The sequence below is a fragment of the Psychrobacter sp. KCTC 72983 genome (assembly GCF_014280455.1).
Lineage (GTDB): Bacteria > Pseudomonadota > Gammaproteobacteria > Pseudomonadales > Moraxellaceae > Psychrobacter > Psychrobacter pacificensis.
In genome coordinates this window covers 1,867,529-1,885,907 of sequence record NZ_CP060390.1, presented here as the reverse complement: position 1 = coordinate 1,885,907, position 18,379 = coordinate 1,867,529, and the positions used below count along the sequence as shown (strand labels likewise).

General features: G+C 40.2%; 11 protein-coding genes. 1 reads left to right on the top strand and 10 read right to left on the bottom strand.

Annotation, left to right across the window (positions count from 1 at the left end; all coding sequences use genetic code 11):
• Positions 1 to 95: 95 nt before the first annotated feature.
• From PSBA01_RS08085 to PSBA01_RS08045, 9 genes are all read right to left on the bottom strand, one after another.
• A complete protein-coding gene (locus PSBA01_RS08085; RefSeq protein ID WP_186473820.1) occupies positions 96 to 1,007 on the bottom strand; it encodes a DUF4391 domain-containing protein in 912 nt (303 codons plus the stop codon).
• Complete coding sequence (locus tag PSBA01_RS08080; RefSeq protein WP_186473818.1) at positions 1,007 to 4,318, bottom strand: helicase-related protein; 3,312 nt, start codon at positions 4,316 to 4,318, stop codon at positions 1,007 to 1,009. Before PSBA01_RS08080 ends, PSBA01_RS08085 begins: the two co-directional genes overlap by 1 nt.
• 526 nt (positions 4,319 to 4,844) lie before the next feature.
• Positions 4,845 to 5,267, bottom strand: a complete 423-nt coding sequence (locus tag PSBA01_RS08075) for a hypothetical protein (protein ID WP_186473816.1) — start codon at positions 5,265 to 5,267, stop codon at positions 4,845 to 4,847.
• Positions 5,264 to 7,429, bottom strand: a complete 2,166-nt coding sequence (locus tag PSBA01_RS08070; RefSeq protein ID WP_228724542.1) for a hypothetical protein — start codon at positions 7,427 to 7,429, stop codon at positions 5,264 to 5,266. The genes PSBA01_RS08075 and PSBA01_RS08070 overlap by 4 nt, the downstream gene beginning before the upstream one ends.
• Before the next feature lies 1 nt (position 7,430).
• Positions 7,431 to 8,990 (bottom strand): site-specific integrase, encoded by a 1,560-nt coding sequence (locus tag PSBA01_RS08065; protein ID WP_186473814.1) that lies wholly within the window; start codon positions 8,988 to 8,990, stop codon positions 7,431 to 7,433.
• Positions 8,991 to 8,995: 5 nt separating this feature from the next.
• Positions 8,996 to 10,237 (bottom strand): site-specific integrase, encoded by a 1,242-nt coding sequence (locus PSBA01_RS08060; protein ID WP_228724541.1) that lies wholly within the window; start codon positions 10,235 to 10,237, stop codon positions 8,996 to 8,998.
• Positions 10,238 to 10,488: 251 nt separating this feature from the next.
• Positions 10,489 to 11,103, bottom strand: coding sequence for a single-stranded DNA-binding protein (gene ssb, locus PSBA01_RS08055; RefSeq protein ID WP_093071191.1), 615 nt, complete (start codon positions 11,101 to 11,103; stop codon positions 10,489 to 10,491).
• A 222-nt stretch (positions 11,104 to 11,325) separates the two neighbouring features.
• The gene (locus tag PSBA01_RS08050; protein WP_093071193.1) at positions 11,326 to 11,916 is read right to left on the bottom strand and encodes a DUF3833 domain-containing protein; all 591 of its coding nucleotides are present in this window, start codon (positions 11,914 to 11,916) and stop codon (positions 11,326 to 11,328) included.
• Between the two features lie 141 nt (positions 11,917 to 12,057).
• Positions 12,058 to 13,422, bottom strand: coding sequence for an MFS transporter (locus PSBA01_RS08045; protein ID WP_186473810.1), 1,365 nt, complete (start codon positions 13,420 to 13,422; stop codon positions 12,058 to 12,060).
• A 671-nt stretch (positions 13,423 to 14,093) separates the two neighbouring features.
• Here PSBA01_RS08045 and uvrA point away from each other — a divergent pair.
• The gene (gene uvrA, locus PSBA01_RS08040) at positions 14,094 to 17,000 is read left to right on the top strand and encodes an excinuclease ABC subunit UvrA (RefSeq protein ID WP_186473808.1); all 2,907 of its coding nucleotides are present in this window, start codon (positions 14,094 to 14,096) and stop codon (positions 16,998 to 17,000) included.
• Between the two features lie 434 nt (positions 17,001 to 17,434).
• On the opposite strand, the gene PSBA01_RS08035 is transcribed toward uvrA, so the two are convergent.
• Positions 17,435 to 18,316, bottom strand: coding sequence for a LysR family transcriptional regulator (locus PSBA01_RS08035; RefSeq protein WP_186473806.1), 882 nt, complete (start codon positions 18,314 to 18,316; stop codon positions 17,435 to 17,437).
• Between the last annotated feature and the right edge of the window lie 63 nt (positions 18,317 to 18,379).

Below are 18,379 nucleotides of genomic sequence, written 5' to 3'. Positions count from 1 at the left end.
TCTGTATATACCCTTTAGGCCTATTTCTTAGTTTATAGTTACACTGCCACTGTTCTAGTAGAGATAACTAAGCTTGTATTCTTAGGTGACTCACCCTACTGTAATTCATTTTTGATAGTAGCAATTTCTTGCTTTGCCTTTTTTGCCTCTACGTTAAGACGCAACTTAATATTCATTTGCGTTTCTTTTTTTAACTTATTTCTGATACTAGCTAGTTCTGTTTCCAACCCTTCTAATTTCTGGAGTAAAGCTGTTTTATACTCGTTACTCTTCTCAGAAAAATCCGAGCTAGTTGATGTGCCAATTTTTTCACTACCTACTTGTGCTTCAGGCTTATAGTTTCTTTGAGATATGGAAGAGTTCTTTGATTCGTAATTTCCAGAAATCCTACTGGCCTTTAACCCTATAATCATTGAGATAAGATCTTGATAGAGCTCAAAATAATTAAGACTTGAGACGTTCACCAAAGAGAAGTCATTAAGAAAATCGTTTTCGTTAGCACTTAGTTTTTCTGGATGCAACCAATCGCTGTTATAAATATGCTCAATGACCAGCTTGGTTTTATCAGCTTGGTTAATCCGCTTGTCAGCCAAGCTAATTGCTAAATCATCCTGCAGCTCAATCAATAAAACTACTGGATAAGGAATTAAGGTATGCAATAGCTTAGTTATATTTGTGAGTCTGTCTTTGTGCTTCTTACCAGCTTTTAGCACAACACGTATTACCGCTACTTCTAGGTATTCAACTGTATCAGTCACATACATAGAAATATTAACTGTGTCTGGCTTCAGGGTATTGCGCCATTCTATAGATTGAATAACATCCGTGACTAACTTTTTATCATGACTACTAAGCTCATTGTTATCTATGAGCATTTTTTTAGTGATGCGTGTACCGAGTAATGTAGACTCAGGAAGTTTTAAGTGGTCACATACCTTGTCTATCAACCTGCCACGAATTTGAGAATCATCTTTTTCTTCAGCAGCTCGAAAATCTACATATTCCATTACAAGACAACCATATAACTAATCACTTCAAAGTCATTCACGTTTTGAGTGCTAGATGCTGATAAGACTGTTCCGCCTCTATTAAACAAGCTCACAGCACCAATCTCTTCGCTTTTACCAGCAATATTTTCCACTGCTTTCGATAAAAGATTTTGATAATGTTTCATCTGTTTACCATTTTTAGTTCTGCTAGCAAACTCTTGATAAGCTGTACTGGACTGGCTAATCTCGGTTAGCTCTGACCCTAGCTTTTTACATAGATCAAGAATATTCTTGGACTGAGTAAAGGAAAGTAAAACCTCTTCTTCATCAGAGACATAAACAAGATAGTAAGGTGCGAGAGAATAGCTGTCTTCAACTTGCACTTTACCCTTGATATCTTTTAGACAGAAAATAACACCTGGTTCAACCTCATCCTGTAATCCTGCAAACTGGCTTGATTCTGATTCAAATGCTTCTTTAGATATAATCACAGGAGCGAACAAACCAATTGGAGTTTGCTCTAGCAAGCTAGTATTATCTTGCTCATTATTACTAATAAAGCCTGTTAAATCCATTCTGAAGTCATTGAGAGTGAGATCTGTGATTGATACCCCACCAGATATTTCCTCAAGGTCTACGACGGCATTTTGAAGCTGTTCAAGCTGCTTTCTGCGATACTCAAGGTCATTCATCCCTTTGTTTATTTTTGGGTCTTGCTCAATTATATTTTCTTCACCTGTTGCTGAGATATCAAGTAAGACCATTCGACCACTAACTCTAGCTTCAAGATTAATATACTCATCTAATTCCATGTTTGGCCAAAAATTAACAAGCTGAATGACATCATTGGTTGAACCTAAACGATCAATACGTCCAAAGCGCTGAATGATGCGAACTGGATTCCAGTGAATATCATAGTTGATGAGATAATCACAGTCCTGAAGATTCTGACCTTCTGAAATACAATCAGTAGCAATTAAAATATCAATCTCTTCTTTAAACTCAGGGAATACTTTGTCACGTTCTTTCGATTTAGGTGAGAAGTGAGTAAGAAGACTGTTCAAGTCTGTTTTGAACTTCTTACCATCAGTTCCACGTAAAGTCGTTTCTGTACGTTGCCCTGTGATAATGGCTGAATGGAGACCTAGCTCTTGCTTGGCCCATGGAGAAATATTTTTATATAGGTACTCCGCTGTATCAGCAAATGCTGTAAAAATGATTACTTTTTTATTATTTCCGTTTATTGGGTTTTTACATTTATCAGAATAATTACTTTTTAGCATTGTTAGCTTCGCATCTCGTGCTGCATCTATACTTTTAGATACACGTAAGATTTCTTGAAGAAAAACACTATCCGCCTCTAGATCTTGAGTAAATCTAATTAAATCCATATCTTGGATGCGAACTTTTGTTTTATTACCTATTAGGTATGGTGCTAATTCTGGAGATTCAAATTCAAGGTCATCAATCTCTTCAATTGATGGAGCCACAAACTCTTCTGTCTGCTCATTCATCAGGTTGGAGTCAAAATGATCTATTTTTTCTAGCAACACATTCACTTGATTCAGTAATTTCTCTAACGTTAGTGTGAACGAGTGAATGGAGCTTTCCATACGCTTCAATAAGTTAACACGGATAAGATGAATTAAGCTTTCTTCACGATCAATCTGCTTAAATACACTTTTTCCGCCTTTAACTTCTTGGTCATACCTTCGAGCATATTCAGCTTTTTTATCTACTCTGACGTACTTTATTGGTGAGTAGAACGCTAATGAAAGCCTACGGATATTTTTATTTACTTCTTCTAAAGGTGGGAACTGATCCTTTAGGTCTATTGAAGCCTTCAGGTTGATTGGTAGCAGACGTGTAGGGAATTTCCCCATGTCTGAGGTGCCATAATACTTTTCAATATGTTTACGAGAACGAGCAATAGTATAAATATCAAGCAACTTAAAATAATCAAAGTTCATTGAATCAAGCAAATCTTTTGAAGTACGCTCATCAGGATCCTGCTCTGCCCATTTTGAAAACCTTGTTTGCGCTTGCCTTAATGTTCCTTCAATACTGCTAATACCATGATCTAGCAAAGCATGGTCATTTGCTTCAGTAATGAAAGCCACTTGGTTTTTCATATCATTCAAACGGTTATTTACTGGTGTGGCAGAAAGCATCAGTACTTTCGTTTTTACACCAGCTTGAATAATATCTTCAAGCAACCTTTGATAGCGATTACGCCCATCTTTTTTAGGATTATTATTCCTAAAGTTATGCGACTCATCGATTACAACGAGGTCATAGTTACCCCAATTAATAGTTTCAAGATTTATATCTCCTGAGAACCCATTGGTACGACTCATGTCCGTATGGTTTAGCACATCATAATTAAAACGGTCACTTGCAAGTAGGTTACGCTTATCGTTCTGTGTATAGATTAGCCAATTATCACGCAATTTTTTTGGACAGAGAACTAAGACCTTATCATTACGAAGTTCGTAGTACTTAATTACAGCAAGCGCCTCGAATGTTTTACCTAAGCCTACACTATCAGCAATAATACATCCGTTGAAGTGTTCCAGCTTATTGATTGCACCTAATACGCCATCCTTTTGAAACTTATAGAGCTTATTCCAAACGATAGTATCTTTAAAACCTGTTTTGACTTTTAAAATTTTATCTTCTTGCAACTCACCAATAAAGCCTTTAAAGATACTGTATAAAGTAATGAAATAGATAAATTGCGGTGTTTGATCCGAGGTTAGCTTTGCTAATTCTGCTTGATAAAGCTCTTTAGCTTCTTTGACTTGGGCTTTGCTACTCCAAACTCGATTAAAGAAAGCAAGCAACTCTTTGGCTTGATCAGCACTAGCAAGGGTTATCATATCAAAACCCTTAGATTCAGTTAGACCCAAACCTTGACCGTTAAATTGAGCCCCGTTGATAGCAACCGATTCAGATATTGAATCTACATGTATAACATGCTGATGAACTGCACCAATCTGTTGCACCAGTCGAATTGATGCTTTTTCTTTTAACCAATGTGCAAAATCTTGAGCTATTACCTTTTGTTTTAGCTGATTACGAAACTTATTTTCTAGCGCTGTACCATTCAACGCACCAAATGGAGACTCAGTATCTGATGAGCTTAAATAATCAAACCCTTTGGCTTGAGAAAAAAGCAGTCGAGCTGAATCAACTTTATCAAGTGATTCTTTTAAATGTTCGTATGCGTATATAGAGAAGAGGCCTGTCATTACTGCAAGCTTGTCATTATCTTGAATCGAGCTAATAAGAGTATCGGATACTTTTTCTACTACGTTATCTATTAGCATATTGATTAGATACCTTTTTCTTTAAATTTAGTTTCTTATCTAGTAGCGTGTCTAGCTCAACTAGGTGAACCAAGCTGTTATTAATTACTCTAACTGACCATCAGAATCTATCCGTATATAGTTTGAACCGCCCCGGATATATTAGAGGCTATTTATTTAAGTTGGACCGCTAAAGCTTACGGTGCTGATAACCGCATCATTGAACGAATTGAAGCAATACAAAGCAGTCATACCATCCAAGTGTCAACGACTTCAGGCTACAGCACAGATATTTCGGCAAAGCGCTCTATAGAGCACGGCAGCTGATTGAGAGCTTCTTTGCCAAGCTTAAATAGTACCGTATGATTGCTACTCGCTCTGATAAGTTAGCCAGTCATTTCTTCTGTTGTTTGGCTTAATTGATGTCACGTCCCAGTCTTCCCTAATTAGTAATTTGGTTTAGAAAACTTCTCTTTTACGCTTACTTGCTTGAATATCTACTATCGCTTGTGTTGTTCTCAATCTAAAGTTTTTTGACTATAGCAATTTAATTCTGTTTCGCTGGAAGAGGTTGATTAAGTGTAGACAAATCTACATTTGGCATCATGGAAAGATTATATTGCCACCTTCGGTACTGCTCTACCCATAGCCTTTCTTTTGCTTTAAACTCTTCTTCTAAATGATGAATTTGGTTTCTTAGCTCAGCATTTTCGTTGATAAGTATATCAATAGTCACATCACCCATTGTTTCAATGACCTGTGACTTTACCTCTTTAAGCGTTTGCTTACGTCTATTAAATGCCTGTTTGACCTCAGGGTAGCCCATTAGAGTAAACTTAGAGACAGAATCTTTCCCTAAAGCAGAAGCAACTCGGACAGCGAACTTATCCCATGTCAGCTTGCCTGACCATTTCTTCAATATGTCTTCAACTAAATCCAATTCCTTTTCGCTTATAAGTTTTGGCTTCATAACCCACCCTCTAAAATCGCTAGAAAGTTAGACTCTGTTGTGAGAGTAATCTTTTCACTCAAGGTTGAGTTATCTGTGACCTCTGTAGAATATCCAAGCTCGTTTAGTGCTATTCGCGTTAAGCTCACATCTAGAGCTTCTGGAACACGGATAATAAGCCCTTCAGGATAGTCATCATTATCTAAATATGTTAACAGAGTCTTAATTATTGCAAGTTTTTTACTTTGATAAATGACCCAGCTACTAGCACCTGAATAGTCGTTATTATCAGCTTCTACTGCTCTATTAAGCTCATGTTTGACAACCTGCTCTAATTCTAATAATCGCTCTTTTGTATTCGGCATACCTTTAATGCAAGAGTGCTCTTTACACGTTACACATTCACCTGCTTTTGAACATGGTGACATAGTCCAATCATGCTCGCAGTATCCAAACCCAGAAGCTTGAACTACACCATATCGATCTTTATGACCTAGCATTTCAAAAGTAATAGGTACATTAACCTTTACAGCTTGTAGAGCTTTAGTCCCGTCGTGAGCCTCTAGGCCAAGACTAATTAGTTTTCTTGACTCCTTTGCCAATTCCTCCATAGGACGTAAATCATAAGCTCTGTTGTCTTGAATACGGCTACGTCCTGCAAACATTGCTAAGTCTAATGACTCCATCTCGCCACGTTCAGCCATTGTAGACAACCACACTCGAATTTGATGCGAAGTAATTACTAAGTTGTCTCCGTTTTGTTCCTTTAATCCCACAGATGTAAACAAAGACTGCACTATTGTGCCCTTTTTTCTTTCATGAATACTGCCTAAAGCATCATTTAGTTGATTTATAGTAGGAGCAGTAAAACTATAGCCTTTAGATTGAAACTCGCTATGAAGCTCGTTGTCTCTAACAAGGCATAACATGTCTGATACAGGCTTATTAATTTCTGAAAGATTAGGAAACTTAGGAAAAGACTTTTTATAATTTCCCACAGTATAAGCAGCTAAATCTCGATAGGTAATACAGTCCTTTGTTTCAAAAAGATTTTGAATCCACTTTTGCTTGTAGTAATTCAAGAAAGCACTTCTTTCTATAGATTCAGCAAAATCATTCGGTATATTGTCCTGTGAAAGCCCCATAGCCGCTGCAAACTCTAGAATAGTCAGTGGAGCATCTTCGCGATGATCTCCTGCGGTAATGCAGCCATCATGTCGATAGAACTCATTAGGATGCTTGATTGACCACTGTGCAGCTCTTCTAGCAGGCTCTCCAATGTCAATTAGCCTTTGCACCGCCTCTCTCACCGTTGGCTCAATTAGAGGGTGTACAGGCTTCGGTATAAATCCACCACCTTTAGCAGCGAGCCAACGAATATTTAAAATAGTATGCTCTTCTTTGACGACTTTACCCGAAGCATCAACCACCTCCTTAAATGCTGTTGTTTCAAATAAACAATCTGTAGTCAGAAAATGTAGCTCTCCACCTCTGCTTGGAGCAGCCATCAATAATACAGCTTGAGATGAATAAAATTGCTCATAAGGCGTTCTAGCTAACCGAAAAGCATCAGCTAAACAACTAATCTGGTGACTAGTTAATAATCTATTTTCTTGCCAAGCTCTATCTTCGTGAGAAGTTCCTGTAGCCTTTTCATTTGGTCGTTTCCAAGGGTTTTTCCATATTGGTATCGTTAAGTTTATTTTATACTCTTGAATATCACTCAATAAACTTTCAAGCACTTGACCAGCACGATATAATGCACCTGAAGATAGACGATTTTCTAAGCTCTCAGTAGTTTTTCGTAGTGTTATACCATTGAAATCAAGAATATCAGCGCTTTCATTAGTTTCGACTAGCATTTCATAAACAGTTTTCAGCACAACCATATAATTTGCAGGATTTCTTTCTTTCCATGTTTGCAAGTCTCTCATGTATGCTTTCGCAAAATCTCTAAAAGGTTGTAGCATTAACTCCCCAGTCTTATTACCTTGAGATTTTAGTCCAGTAAAATGCATAGATGAGCTACGACCATTTTTATATATAACCTTCCAGTTGTCGCTATTGAAGCCACCTTGATCCTCATAAATACTCAAGTTACTCTTGGCTCTCTCAATAAAATCAAGAAGGTTTTTTTTGCACTCAACTTCATGCTTTGGCGTAAAAGGTATAACCTGTGTCATATCAAAGCACCTCCTCTAGCTTGATTTTATCGCATGCATTCATAATAGCTTTGACATGGGCTAGTTGAAGATTAAACGATTGTAAAATCAAATCGCTAGCTCCCATAGCTTGCTTATGTTCAATTTCTTCCATTAGATCCAGTAACACATCTTCCCAAGGAGCGTCTAATAATGGTTGAAACTGACTGCATAAAAGACAGGCTTTCAAGCCACTGTTACAGGCAGGAGAGCCTCCACAGTTACCTACCTGATTGTTTGAAGATTGGAAGACACGGCTATTAGGATCATTACCTCTTAATGCTTGAGCTTCGGAATAAATAAGACGCCCTTCAAATTTTGCAGATAACAACTCCATTGCATCATTCATCTTGTCAAAAATTCTCAGTGCTAACTCACCTGTATGCTGAGTATATACACTCAGTTGCTGAGTATCTGAATGATCAAGCAAGTAGGCTAGCTGTACACCTGTAATACCATTCCTAACAAGATTGGTCGCTCTAGTTCGCCTACATCTTATAGGTGTAAAGTGAATGTAATCGCCTGTACGCTCAGAAATAGCATCACATTTACGGGATATTCGTCTATCCATATAATGAACGTCAATTGCAGATAGATGTAAGTAATCAGGAGTATTTACAATAACGTCTTTATAGTCGCTTACTTTCATTTCTCGCAATGAATCGCGATTCAAAAAAATAGGTAACTGTTCAATATCGTTATCGTCAAGTCTAGGCAATTTAGAAGAAACAAAGGATTTAACCTCATTAACTTGATTTACTACAATCAAATATAAGTCTTCAGTAATAGTTAAAGACCTGCATTCAGAACGGAATTTACCACCTCTTTGTTTCGCTCTTGGGATATTAATAGAATATATATTTCTATTATTGACCACTTTATGAGTAACGTCACATATTCTTAACGCTCTGATTTGGCTTGGTCTTCTAGCTGTTGCATATATCAAATAGAGCCATGTAAACTCCTCTAAAGACAAGATTTTCTCTTGAAAAGCGTTACCCGCCCATATTAATAATGATTGCTGTTCAGTGAGCGTATAAGCGCCCGTATGAGGACATTGATGTAAAACAGCTTTACCTTTTACATTTCCCTTTAAGACTAGCCGATCAAGTGTATCTGATATATCACTATTAACCCCTGGATGTTTCCACTCAACCCAATTTCTCAGTAATGAGCGAATCGTTCCCAACTTATACTCATTTTCAGAGTCTAAAGTTGATTTATACTTCAAAATTAGCTCTGAGCTAATTTTGCCACCTGTGTAGATGTTGGGATCTAACAAATATTGCTTGAAATAATGCCAACAATTTTGAGTATGCTTTGCGGAGACCTCTTCAGCCATCCGTGCAGTAGTAAGCTTAAATCCTTGTAGAACACTACCTGAAACATTTCCTACATTACCCCAATTAATACTGTACGAATTATCCAGTTTCCAAACAACATCTTGAAAATTTGATTCATAGCCTGATTTAGATCTAATAATAAAGGAGTCTGACCTCTCAAGATCTTCTACATAATTATTTAATACTTCAGCGGTGTTCATCTCAGTTAATCATCCTTAGGGTTAATAAGAAAATCCATCTTTTGCATTTCTTGCAATAATAGTGATTCAGCCTGTTTTTTAGTATGCCTCAAGTTGTAAATACTCGAAGAACTTTCATTTTTATGACCCATAAGATACATTCTATTTTCAAGTTCTTTCTTTTCTGAGATGACATCATGTAACCGCCCTTCTTCTCTTGCCTTCTCATTGTTCTTATCAATACTAATCGATAGCCGATTGTTAAAATCATGCCTAAAACCATGCCTAGTTATTCTCTTTGCACCTTTAAATCCATACTTTTTGATGAAGTCAGCTAAATTTTCATCCTCTGCAACTTTTTCAACAATTTTTGAAAACTGTATAAGAGAAATAGGATTTCCAGAACTTGTCCCTTTATGAGATACGAATAAGAAACTATGCTTATTTGCATTACTAATAAGCGGACGTTCTTGAATAACGTATGATCTAATCTCTTCAGATAGTTCAGATGTTATAGGGATATCGCGCTCAAGAGTTTTAGCATTAGGCTCAATTGACCTATAAGTATCCTCAAGGTCATCATGTCTACGACGAATTTCGATTAGGTCTTGAGAGAACTTAATATCAGTTATTTTTAGCTGAAGGATCTCTCCACTTCTCAGACCAGTTTCATACAGCAATCTGAATAAGAGGTAGTTCCGATTTTTGACTAACTCGGTAAAAGGATTCTTGTGGTTGAGTGGCCTTACCAATTCCATAACCTCAAAAAACACTTCTGGAGGTGGGGCTTTAGCATCAGGATCAAACGTTGTTCTACGACTACCACCTTTAGGCTTTTTACTTAAAAGCCACTCTTTAGTTTCTTTAATGATTGCAACATAGCTTGAGAAACTTTTTTTGCTCCTGAGAAGATTATTTGCTAAGAACTCGAAATATTCAGCAACCACTTTAATTCTTTGATTTTGTTGGGCAACGGATACAGTTGCTAATGGTGCTTTAGATGTAGGCTTCTTGAATTGAATTACCTTATTATTCGAATCATTTAGCTTTCGAGCAGTCTTTGTTTGAAGCTTACAATGCTCAGCAATTGATTGAACTTCAGAATGTGAGAAAAACTGAATATTATTACTATTTTTATTTTTTGATGCTGTAATTATCCTATCAGACAAACGAACTTTTATTTTCGCTTCCCAAAGACTGAAATGGTACAAGTGATTAATATAGGCTCTTTGAGTTGAGTGTGTATAAGATCGTACAACAGTAGTCATGAACAACGTTATCCAAAAGTCGGGAATACCATTCTCATCAACAAGAAGAGAAAACCTTTCACCACTTGTCTCAATAAACTCTTTTCTCTTTAAGACTAACATCAGGCTACTACTCTAAGTAAATACAATAAATAATATTATACAAAGTTATCAAATCCAAATACAATATATTTTTGATATAAAAATAGCTCAATGATATTATTATCAATGAGCTACATAGTTATAAATACAACATCTTGTTATTGTATAAGTTAAAACGGGATATCATCGTCTACAGGGCCATCTGACATTGCCGTAGGCTTAGATTGCGCGGGTTGATTAAACTGATTTTGCGGCGCAGGTGCATTTTGGTTATTAAAGCTGTTCTGACCGCCACTCGGTTGGTTATTGTAGCCGCCTTGCTGTGCTGGCTGGCTACCTGCTTGCTGACCGAAATTATTTTGGTTGCTTTGACCGCCTCGGTTGCCGTAACTGTTTGAGTTCTGTCCACCTTGATTGTTACTAAAGCCTCCATTATCGCTTTGGCCACCACTCATACCATCAAGCATCTGCATTTGCTCAGCACGAATCTCAGTGATATAACGGTCTTGACCGTTCTGGTCTTGGTACTTCCGCGTACGCAAGCTGCCTTCGATATAGACCTTGCTGCCTTTACGCAGATACTGTGCAGCGATTTCACCCAAACGATTAAACAGTGAGATACGATGCCACTCTGTCGCTTCTCTTTTTTCACCGCTTTGTTTATCCGTCCACTGCTCAGATGTCGCAACCGAGATATTAGTCACGCTACCGCCATTATTGAACTGGCGTGCCTCAGGATCCGCACCAAGATTACCGATGATGATGACTTTATTAACTCCGCGCATGATACCGTCCTTTTACTTATGAATAATTATTCGATAGAAAAAATGATTCCTATCAATGATATGATTTTACTTTAACCAATTTTTGTTTAAATATCTAGCAGGTTTTATTAATATACGACAACAAATGTCGCCTAGACATATTAATTAAGATTTAAAATTTTAATAGATAAAGATGCTGTTATTTTGCCATTTTAAAACGCTGATGAAAACTTTCAAACTATATCAATTCTGGTTAGCACCTTGATTGCTATCACGTAATTTAGAGGAAGAGTTCTTGCGATGCATACTTAATGTCACACTTCCTAACTCGACGCCAAACTTTGTCATCACTGAACGATTGAGCATGACATCGTCATTAATGAGATACATCCAATCGTCAAAATTCACTTTGTAGGTTTTGTCCTCGACTGGCAGATTTAATACATAATCCCAATGCAGGGTATTGCCTACCACATCGCCTGTTGCCTCGCCAACGACGTCGTCTGCTGTACCAATCCAGCGTCCATTACTTTTCTCAGTCAGTCGCCATATACGCTGCGATTTTGACCCATCTGCCCACGAAAATTTTTCGTCCAGAATTATGACATCATCGCCTTCGTGAGTCGCATCGATATCGACATAAAAGCGTTTTTTGACCTCACCATCACGCCCTTGGAACATGCCCCACCCCTCGATTTGACCTGAGAAAAACTTATGCATATCAAGCGTTGGTGTGGTGTTCTGATAGGCTTGAATATTTTGCGTGGCACAGCCAGAGGTCAGTAGCGCGACTGAAAGTCCAAAACCTATCGCCAGCTTATTAAACTTACTCATATCAATTCCTTTTAAATAGAGATAAATATCTGACACTCACCGATTGATGATTATCTATACGCTACACGATCTATACGGCTGCTGCCCATTCAATTCTGCCTATTTGCCCTTATTTCTATAAATTTGGGTCTCTGCCGCTATTTAAATATCTAACGGACTTTGCGCCAAACTCGATAACTGCTGACGTGAATCATCCGTCAGTTGGGTCTTGTCTAATTTTAAATAAGCGACCTGCTCTTTTGCCATAACGACCAACTCATCCACGCCATCAACTGCCAGCATCTGCCGAGACCAATCTTGGATATTGATGTTTTTAGGAATGGTTACTGTCGTGCTCGACAGATAAGGTGGCTGGGCAATGGGTATAATCAGCAGCAATGCGATGCCCATGACAAGTGACAACAGCCCCCATGCCAGCAAGTTAGACTGATTCAATAGCAGCCCGCCCATCGCGCCACCAACGAACGCACCTAAAAACTGGCTCGATGAATTAAGCCCCATCGCGGTTGCTTTATTGGCGACTGGGGCGCGCTTGGATATCCACGAAGGAATAGTGGCCTCAAGTAAGTTAAAACCCATAAAATAGAGCAATAAACCTACAATAATACCAACCCCAATCTGGCTACCAAAGGCAAGAAATGCCAAGGCTGCGGTCATTACTGCAATGGCGCTCAAAAATACTTGGCGCATTTTACGCTTCTTTTCAGCGATAATAATAAAGGGAATGGCGACGGCAAAGCCGACAAACAATAGCGGCAAGTAGACCAAGCCTTGCTGACGTACCGATAAACCCATCACCTCTGTGAGCTGATGCGGCAAGATCACAAATATCGCTGTCATGGTCAAATGCAGCGCAAAAATTCCAAAGTGCAAACGGTTTAAGTCGCCGATTTTGAGCACGGTAGCGAGTTGCTCACCGATCGATTTGTTATCCAGATTGTGCTTGAGCACGCGCATTGGCGTGGGTACGACAAAAAGTAGCAGCATCGCTAAAATAGCAAATCCTGCCGTCAGCCAAAATAGACCAGAGATACCAAGCGAGCCTACTAATAACGGCCCAAAGGCAAAGGCGAGCATGATGGAGGTAGCAATAGTCAAGCCCATCGTCGCCATTGCTTTGGTACGCATCTCCTCACGCGTCACGTCTGCCAATAATGCCATCAATACGGCAGAGACCGCGCCACTGCCTGACAGCGCACGCCCGATGATTACCTGATAAATATCAGTGGCATTGGCGGCAATAATACCGCCCGCCGCAAACAGTATCAGACCAAGCATGATAATCGGCTTACGCGGGAATTTATCAGCGGCAAGGCTCATCGGTATCTGAAAGATCGCTTGTCCTAATCCATAAATACCAACTGCCAAGCCAATCAAAAACGGCGTCGCGTGTGCATAATTGTCACCATAAACAGAAAACACCGGCACAATCATAAACAAGCCAATCATACGCAAGGCAAAGATGCCACCGACTCCGAGGATTGCCCGTTTCTCTACGCTATTCATACTTGCCTCACTGATTGATCATTGCTGTTTTTTCACTGCTGGTACTTGTACTGCACCATGATTTATCACTACTGGTTTATCAAGACACTGGCCTATAAATCAAGCCCCCTAGTATAAGACATTCGCCGTTTGGTTGCCGAGACTTTTGTCTTACTGACGCCCCCGCCTATAGCGCATCAACCCAAGCCATTCATATTACGCAATTATTTTGTTACCAACTGCGTCAGATGCGCAATCACACCTTGAATAATGCGGTCGCCATAACAATAAAGTAAGGCGTTGTAAACATTATTATTCATTAGCTCGAACGACAGTTCAAACGACAAACTCCTCCGTAAAATGACATTTTTGGTCAAAACCATAACAAACGATGCCTGTTACTTAACAGGTATTTGATTTAGATTTGCTTAGTCGAACAGAAATCAATCGCATCAAAGACTGCAAAATAAGCAAACAGTAAATTGGCATGTATAGCCCTTACTTCACGAACGTATGAACACTTTATAAAAGCACTATTTATAACCATATTTTTTATAACAGAGCTATTTATAACGACATTATAAATTTAGAAATCATTCGCGTTTTTAACCAATAATTTTACTGATCTGTATTTACCTTTTCATTTGAGATATTTCCCAATACTCTTTTAGCAAATAGGAAACCCATAAACGATGGCACATGACCATATCGCAATACGCGGCGCACGTACTCATAATTTAAAAAACATTGATTTAGACATTCCACGAGATAAATTCGTGGTGATTACTGGTTTATCCGGTTCTGGTAAATCGTCCTTGGCTTTTGACACGCTATATGCCGAAGGACAACGCCGATACGTCGAGAGTCTGTCCGCTTATGCGCGCCAGTTCTTATCGCAGATGGAAAAGCCTGAAGTCGATAGCATCGAAGGCTTGTCACCGGCAATTGCTATTGAGCAAAAATCGACCAACCATAATCCACGCTCAACGGTCGGTACGATTACTGAGATTTATGATTACCTGCGTCTATTATACGCGCGTATCGGCACGCCTTATTGCCCAGAGCATGGCGAACCTATGGTGGCGCAGTCGGTGACCGAAATGGTCGATCAGGTTATGGCACTCCCTGATGAGACCAAGCTTATGATCCTTGCGCCAGTAGTGCGTGAGCGTAAAGGAGAGCATACAGTGCTGCTTGAGCAATTGATCGGTCAAGGGTTTGTCCGTGTACGTGTCGATGGCGACGTGTACGATACCGATGAGCTACCAACACTGGATAAAAAGAAAAAGCACACCATCGAAGTGGTGGTTGACCGCTTTAAAGTACGTGATGACTTAGGTAACCGCGTCGCTGAGAGCTTGGAGACCGCGCTACGTTTGGGTCAAGGGCTGGTCACTTTGCACTTTATGGATGGTAATCCAAAAGAAGGCGGTGACAACAATCAAGTCATGTCCGCCAAGCACTCATGCCCTATCTGTGATCGTGCCGTGCCTGAGCTTGAACCGCGTATGTTCAGTTTTAACAACCCGTATGGCGCGTGTCCAAGCTGTGACGGTCTTGGCAAACGCCAATATTTCGCCGCTGAAAAGCTCATTACCCACCATGAAAAATCGCTCAATCAAGGCGCGATCAATGGTTGGGATAAACGTCATGCCTACTATTTTGGTTTGCTTAGCACTGTTTGTAAGCACTTCAAAATCGATATGGACATGCCATGGCAAGACCTCGCCAAAAAGTATCAAGACATCATCATGCATGGCTCTGGTAAAGAAAAACTCACCTTTAATTTTACCGATGAGCGCGGTCGTAAGACGAACAAGACCGTACCGTTTGAAGGCGTGCTTCCTTACTTGGAGCGCCGTTATGCCAAGACGCAAAGTAACCTCGTCCGCGATGAGCTGGCTAAATACTTAGCTGATACCACGTGTAATGTCTGTGATGGCGCGCGTCTGAACGAGATTTCGCGCAATGTGCGTGTCGATGACCAGACCATTGCTGACATCGTTAAGCTCTCTATCGGTGATTCTGCTGATTATTATAAAACGCTAAAAATTGGCGGTCACAAAGGCGAAGTCGCCGAAAAAATCTTCAAAGAGATCAATGAGCGCTTAAACTTCCTCGTCAGCGTTGGTCTGGACTATCTGACCCTAGCGCGCTCTGCCGAGACCCTATCGGGCGGTGAAGCACAGCGTATCAGGCTTGCCAGCCAAATCGGTGCAGGTCTCATGGGCGTCATGTATGTACTTGATGAGCCATCTATCGGTCTGCATCAGCGTGATAACGACCGCTTGCTTAAAACTTTAACACGCCTGCGTGATTTAGGTAATACCGTACTGGTCGTTGAGCACGATGAAGATGCGATTCGTCAAGCGGATCATGTCATCGATATCGGTATCGGTGCGGGCGTACACGGCGGTCATGTGATTGCTCAAGGTACGGTCGATGACATCATGGCAAACAAAGAATCGCTCACTGGACAATACATGTCTGGCAAAAAGCGCATCGAGATTCCAGCCGTGCGTCATAAAGCCAAAACGATGGACGTCGACGTCAAAGGTAAGGCCAAAGCCCAAAAAGTACCAATGACGATTGAGTTAAAAGGCGCGTCAGGCAATAACTTGCACGATGTGGATTTGACCATACCTGTCGGTGTCATGACTTGTGTAACGGGCGTATCCGGTTCTGGCAAATCAACCTTGATCAACCGTACGCTTATGCCATTGGCAGCGACGCAGTTAAATAACGCCTCAACGCTTATCGCAGACAAGCATGAGAGTATCAGTGGTCTTGAGCATTTGGATAAAATGGTCGATATCGATCAAAGCCCAATTGGTCGTACCCCGCGCTCAAACCCAGCGACGTATACAGGCGTGTTTACCCCTGTACGCGAGATGTTTGCCCAGACACCAGAAGCCCGCGCACGTGGTTATAAAGCTGGGCGCTTTAGCTTTAACGTCAAAGGCGGACGCTGTGAGATGTGCCAAGGCGACGGTCTTATCAAAGTTGAGATGCATTTCTTGCCGGATATGTACGTGCCATGCGATACCTGTGAAGGCAAACGCTATAACCGTGAGACTCTAGAGATTCACTATAAAGGCAAAACCATCGCTGACGTGCTCGAGATGACGGTAGAGGACGCCACTGAGTTCTTCTCAGCGATACCAGCGATCTATCGCCGTCTGCAAGCGCTCATGGATGTCGGTCTAAGCTACATTCGCTTGGGTCAATCCGCGCCAACCCTATCGGGCGGTGAAGCCCAGCGCGTGAAACTCGCGCGCGAGCTTGCCAAACGTGATACAGGGCAGACGCTATATATCTTGGATGAGCCGACTACAGGTTTGCATTTCCATGATATTGATAAGCTGCTCAATATCCTGCATGCGCTACGTGATAAAGGTAATACTATCGTAGTGATTGAGCATAACTTGGATGTCATTAAAACTGCCGATTGGGTCATTGATCTAGGTCCTGAAGGTGGTAAAGGTGGCGGCATGATTATCGCCGAGGGTACGCCTGAGGAAGTGGCAGAAGTTGCAGGTTCGCATACTGGTGAGTTTTTAAAACCGGTGCTTGAGCAGGCGATGTCTGAGGCGAGTTAGTAGCTTGATTGTTTGGTTTTGATTTGAAGGCTGCTCTTTTGGGTGGCCTTTTTTTGTTGTGAGGAGGGATAAAGCAAAGCACTGCTTTGCCCCGACGCAAGAGAAAATCTGTGATTTTCTAAAGGTAAATAGGATGTAGCCATTCCCGCTTTTCGCTTCTATCTGCCAGTCTAGGCGAGGCGGTGACTACGGTTTGAGATGTTCCTGCTGCCTCGATACCCTCTCAAAACCAAGTCACCGCAACTCGCCTACCCCGTCAGTATATCCGCTTCAATCGGGGCTAGCGGTAACATCCTCTTCTTAAAAATATCTATCGTGGTTTTGAACTTTTCTTTCTATACCAATGAAAAGAAAAACTTTGTCTTTGCGTTAGACCATAGATCTAGCATAGCGTTTAAATTTTTTCATACTTTGATTAACCTAGAAATTCAGACTTATAACCCTTCCATAAACTGTCTTTTACTATTCAGCATCTCTTTTTTCAACCAATCCTTAAATATGACCTTCCTTTCATCTTCGTAAAAAGGATAATAGGACAGCAGATGATAAGAAGAGCTATCCGCTACGGGTGGATGTACTAATTCTAAAAATTGATGTGATAGCTCTTTTTCTACCATAAACATTGAAACAATAGCGGTTCCTAATCCTGCTAAGCAGCCCTCAATACACAAGTAAAAGTGTTCTAATACCATGTGTTCATACGACAGGATCTCGTTACTGACCAATTTACCCTTATTTATGTGTTGCCATAAATTTGGTCGAGAAGAACTCAGTAGCAGCGTGTTGGTGGTCTCCGTTCGAGTATTGCGTACAGCCACTATGTATTCTTCGATAATTTTTTCGTTAAATAGGCCTTTGCTCCATTCAAAATCGTTTCTTCGCAAAGCGATATCGATAGAGTTCTTCTGAAAGTCTACCATGCCACCGCCTGTGAGTAGCACTATTTCAAAACCATGACCTAGTGAATTAAATTCAGTCAATCGAGGGATCAACCATTTCATAGAAATTGTTGGTTCACATGAGAGTACCAGTTGTTTTTTTCGGTGATCATGATTTGATAAATCAACCAGACAGTCGTCTAACTTGGCGAATACTTGCTGACAACACGAGAAAAGTACGTTGCCATTTGCTGTCAGTACAAGCTTTTTATTTACTCGATTAAATAAAGATAGATCTAAGGTATCTTCTAGGTTCTTAATTTGTTTGCTCACTGCACTTTGAGTCACGAACAATTTTTGAGAGGCAAGAGTAACGCTGCCGTACTCTGCCACATAGTAAAAAAACTTTAGTGCATTCAACGATATTTTTTCTATCATGCCAAAAACTCATAGATGGTGATGCAAATAAATCAATTTTAGTTTACTGAGAACTATAGGAAG

Excerpts from the sequence above, each read along its gene's own strand:
- PSBA01_RS08085 (WP_186473820.1), bottom strand. The coding sequence starts at position 1,007 with ATGGAATATGTAGATTTTCGAGCTGCTGAAGAAAAAGATGATTCTCAA.
- PSBA01_RS08080 (WP_186473818.1), bottom strand. The coding sequence starts at position 4,318 with ATGCTAATAGATAACGTAGTAGAAAAAGTATCCGATACTCTTATTAGC.
- PSBA01_RS08075 (WP_186473816.1), bottom strand. The coding sequence starts at position 5,267 with ATGAAGCCAAAACTTATAAGCGAAAAGGAATTGGATTTAGTTGAAGAC.
- PSBA01_RS08070 (WP_228724542.1), bottom strand. The coding sequence starts at position 7,429 with ATGACACAGGTTATACCTTTTACGCCAAAGCATGAAGTTGAGTGCAAA.
- PSBA01_RS08065 (WP_186473814.1), bottom strand. The coding sequence starts at position 8,990 with ATGAACACCGCTGAAGTATTAAATAATTATGTAGAAGATCTTGAGAGG.
- PSBA01_RS08060 (WP_228724541.1), bottom strand. The coding sequence starts at position 10,237 with ATGACTACTGTTGTACGATCTTATACACACTCAACTCAAAGAGCCTAT.
- ssb (WP_093071191.1), bottom strand. The coding sequence starts at position 11,103 with ATGCGCGGAGTTAATAAAGTCATCATCATCGGTAATCTTGGTGCGGAT.
- PSBA01_RS08050 (WP_093071193.1), bottom strand. The coding sequence starts at position 11,916 with ATGAGTAAGTTTAATAAGCTGGCGATAGGTTTTGGACTTTCAGTCGCG.
- PSBA01_RS08045 (WP_186473810.1), bottom strand. The coding sequence starts at position 13,422 with ATGAATAGCGTAGAGAAACGGGCAATCCTCGGAGTCGGTGGCATCTTT.
- uvrA (WP_186473808.1), top strand. The coding sequence starts at position 14,094 with ATGGCACATGACCATATCGCAATACGCGGCGCACGTACTCATAATTTA.
- PSBA01_RS08035 (WP_186473806.1), bottom strand. The coding sequence starts at position 18,316 with ATGATAGAAAAAATATCGTTGAATGCACTAAAGTTTTTTTACTATGTG.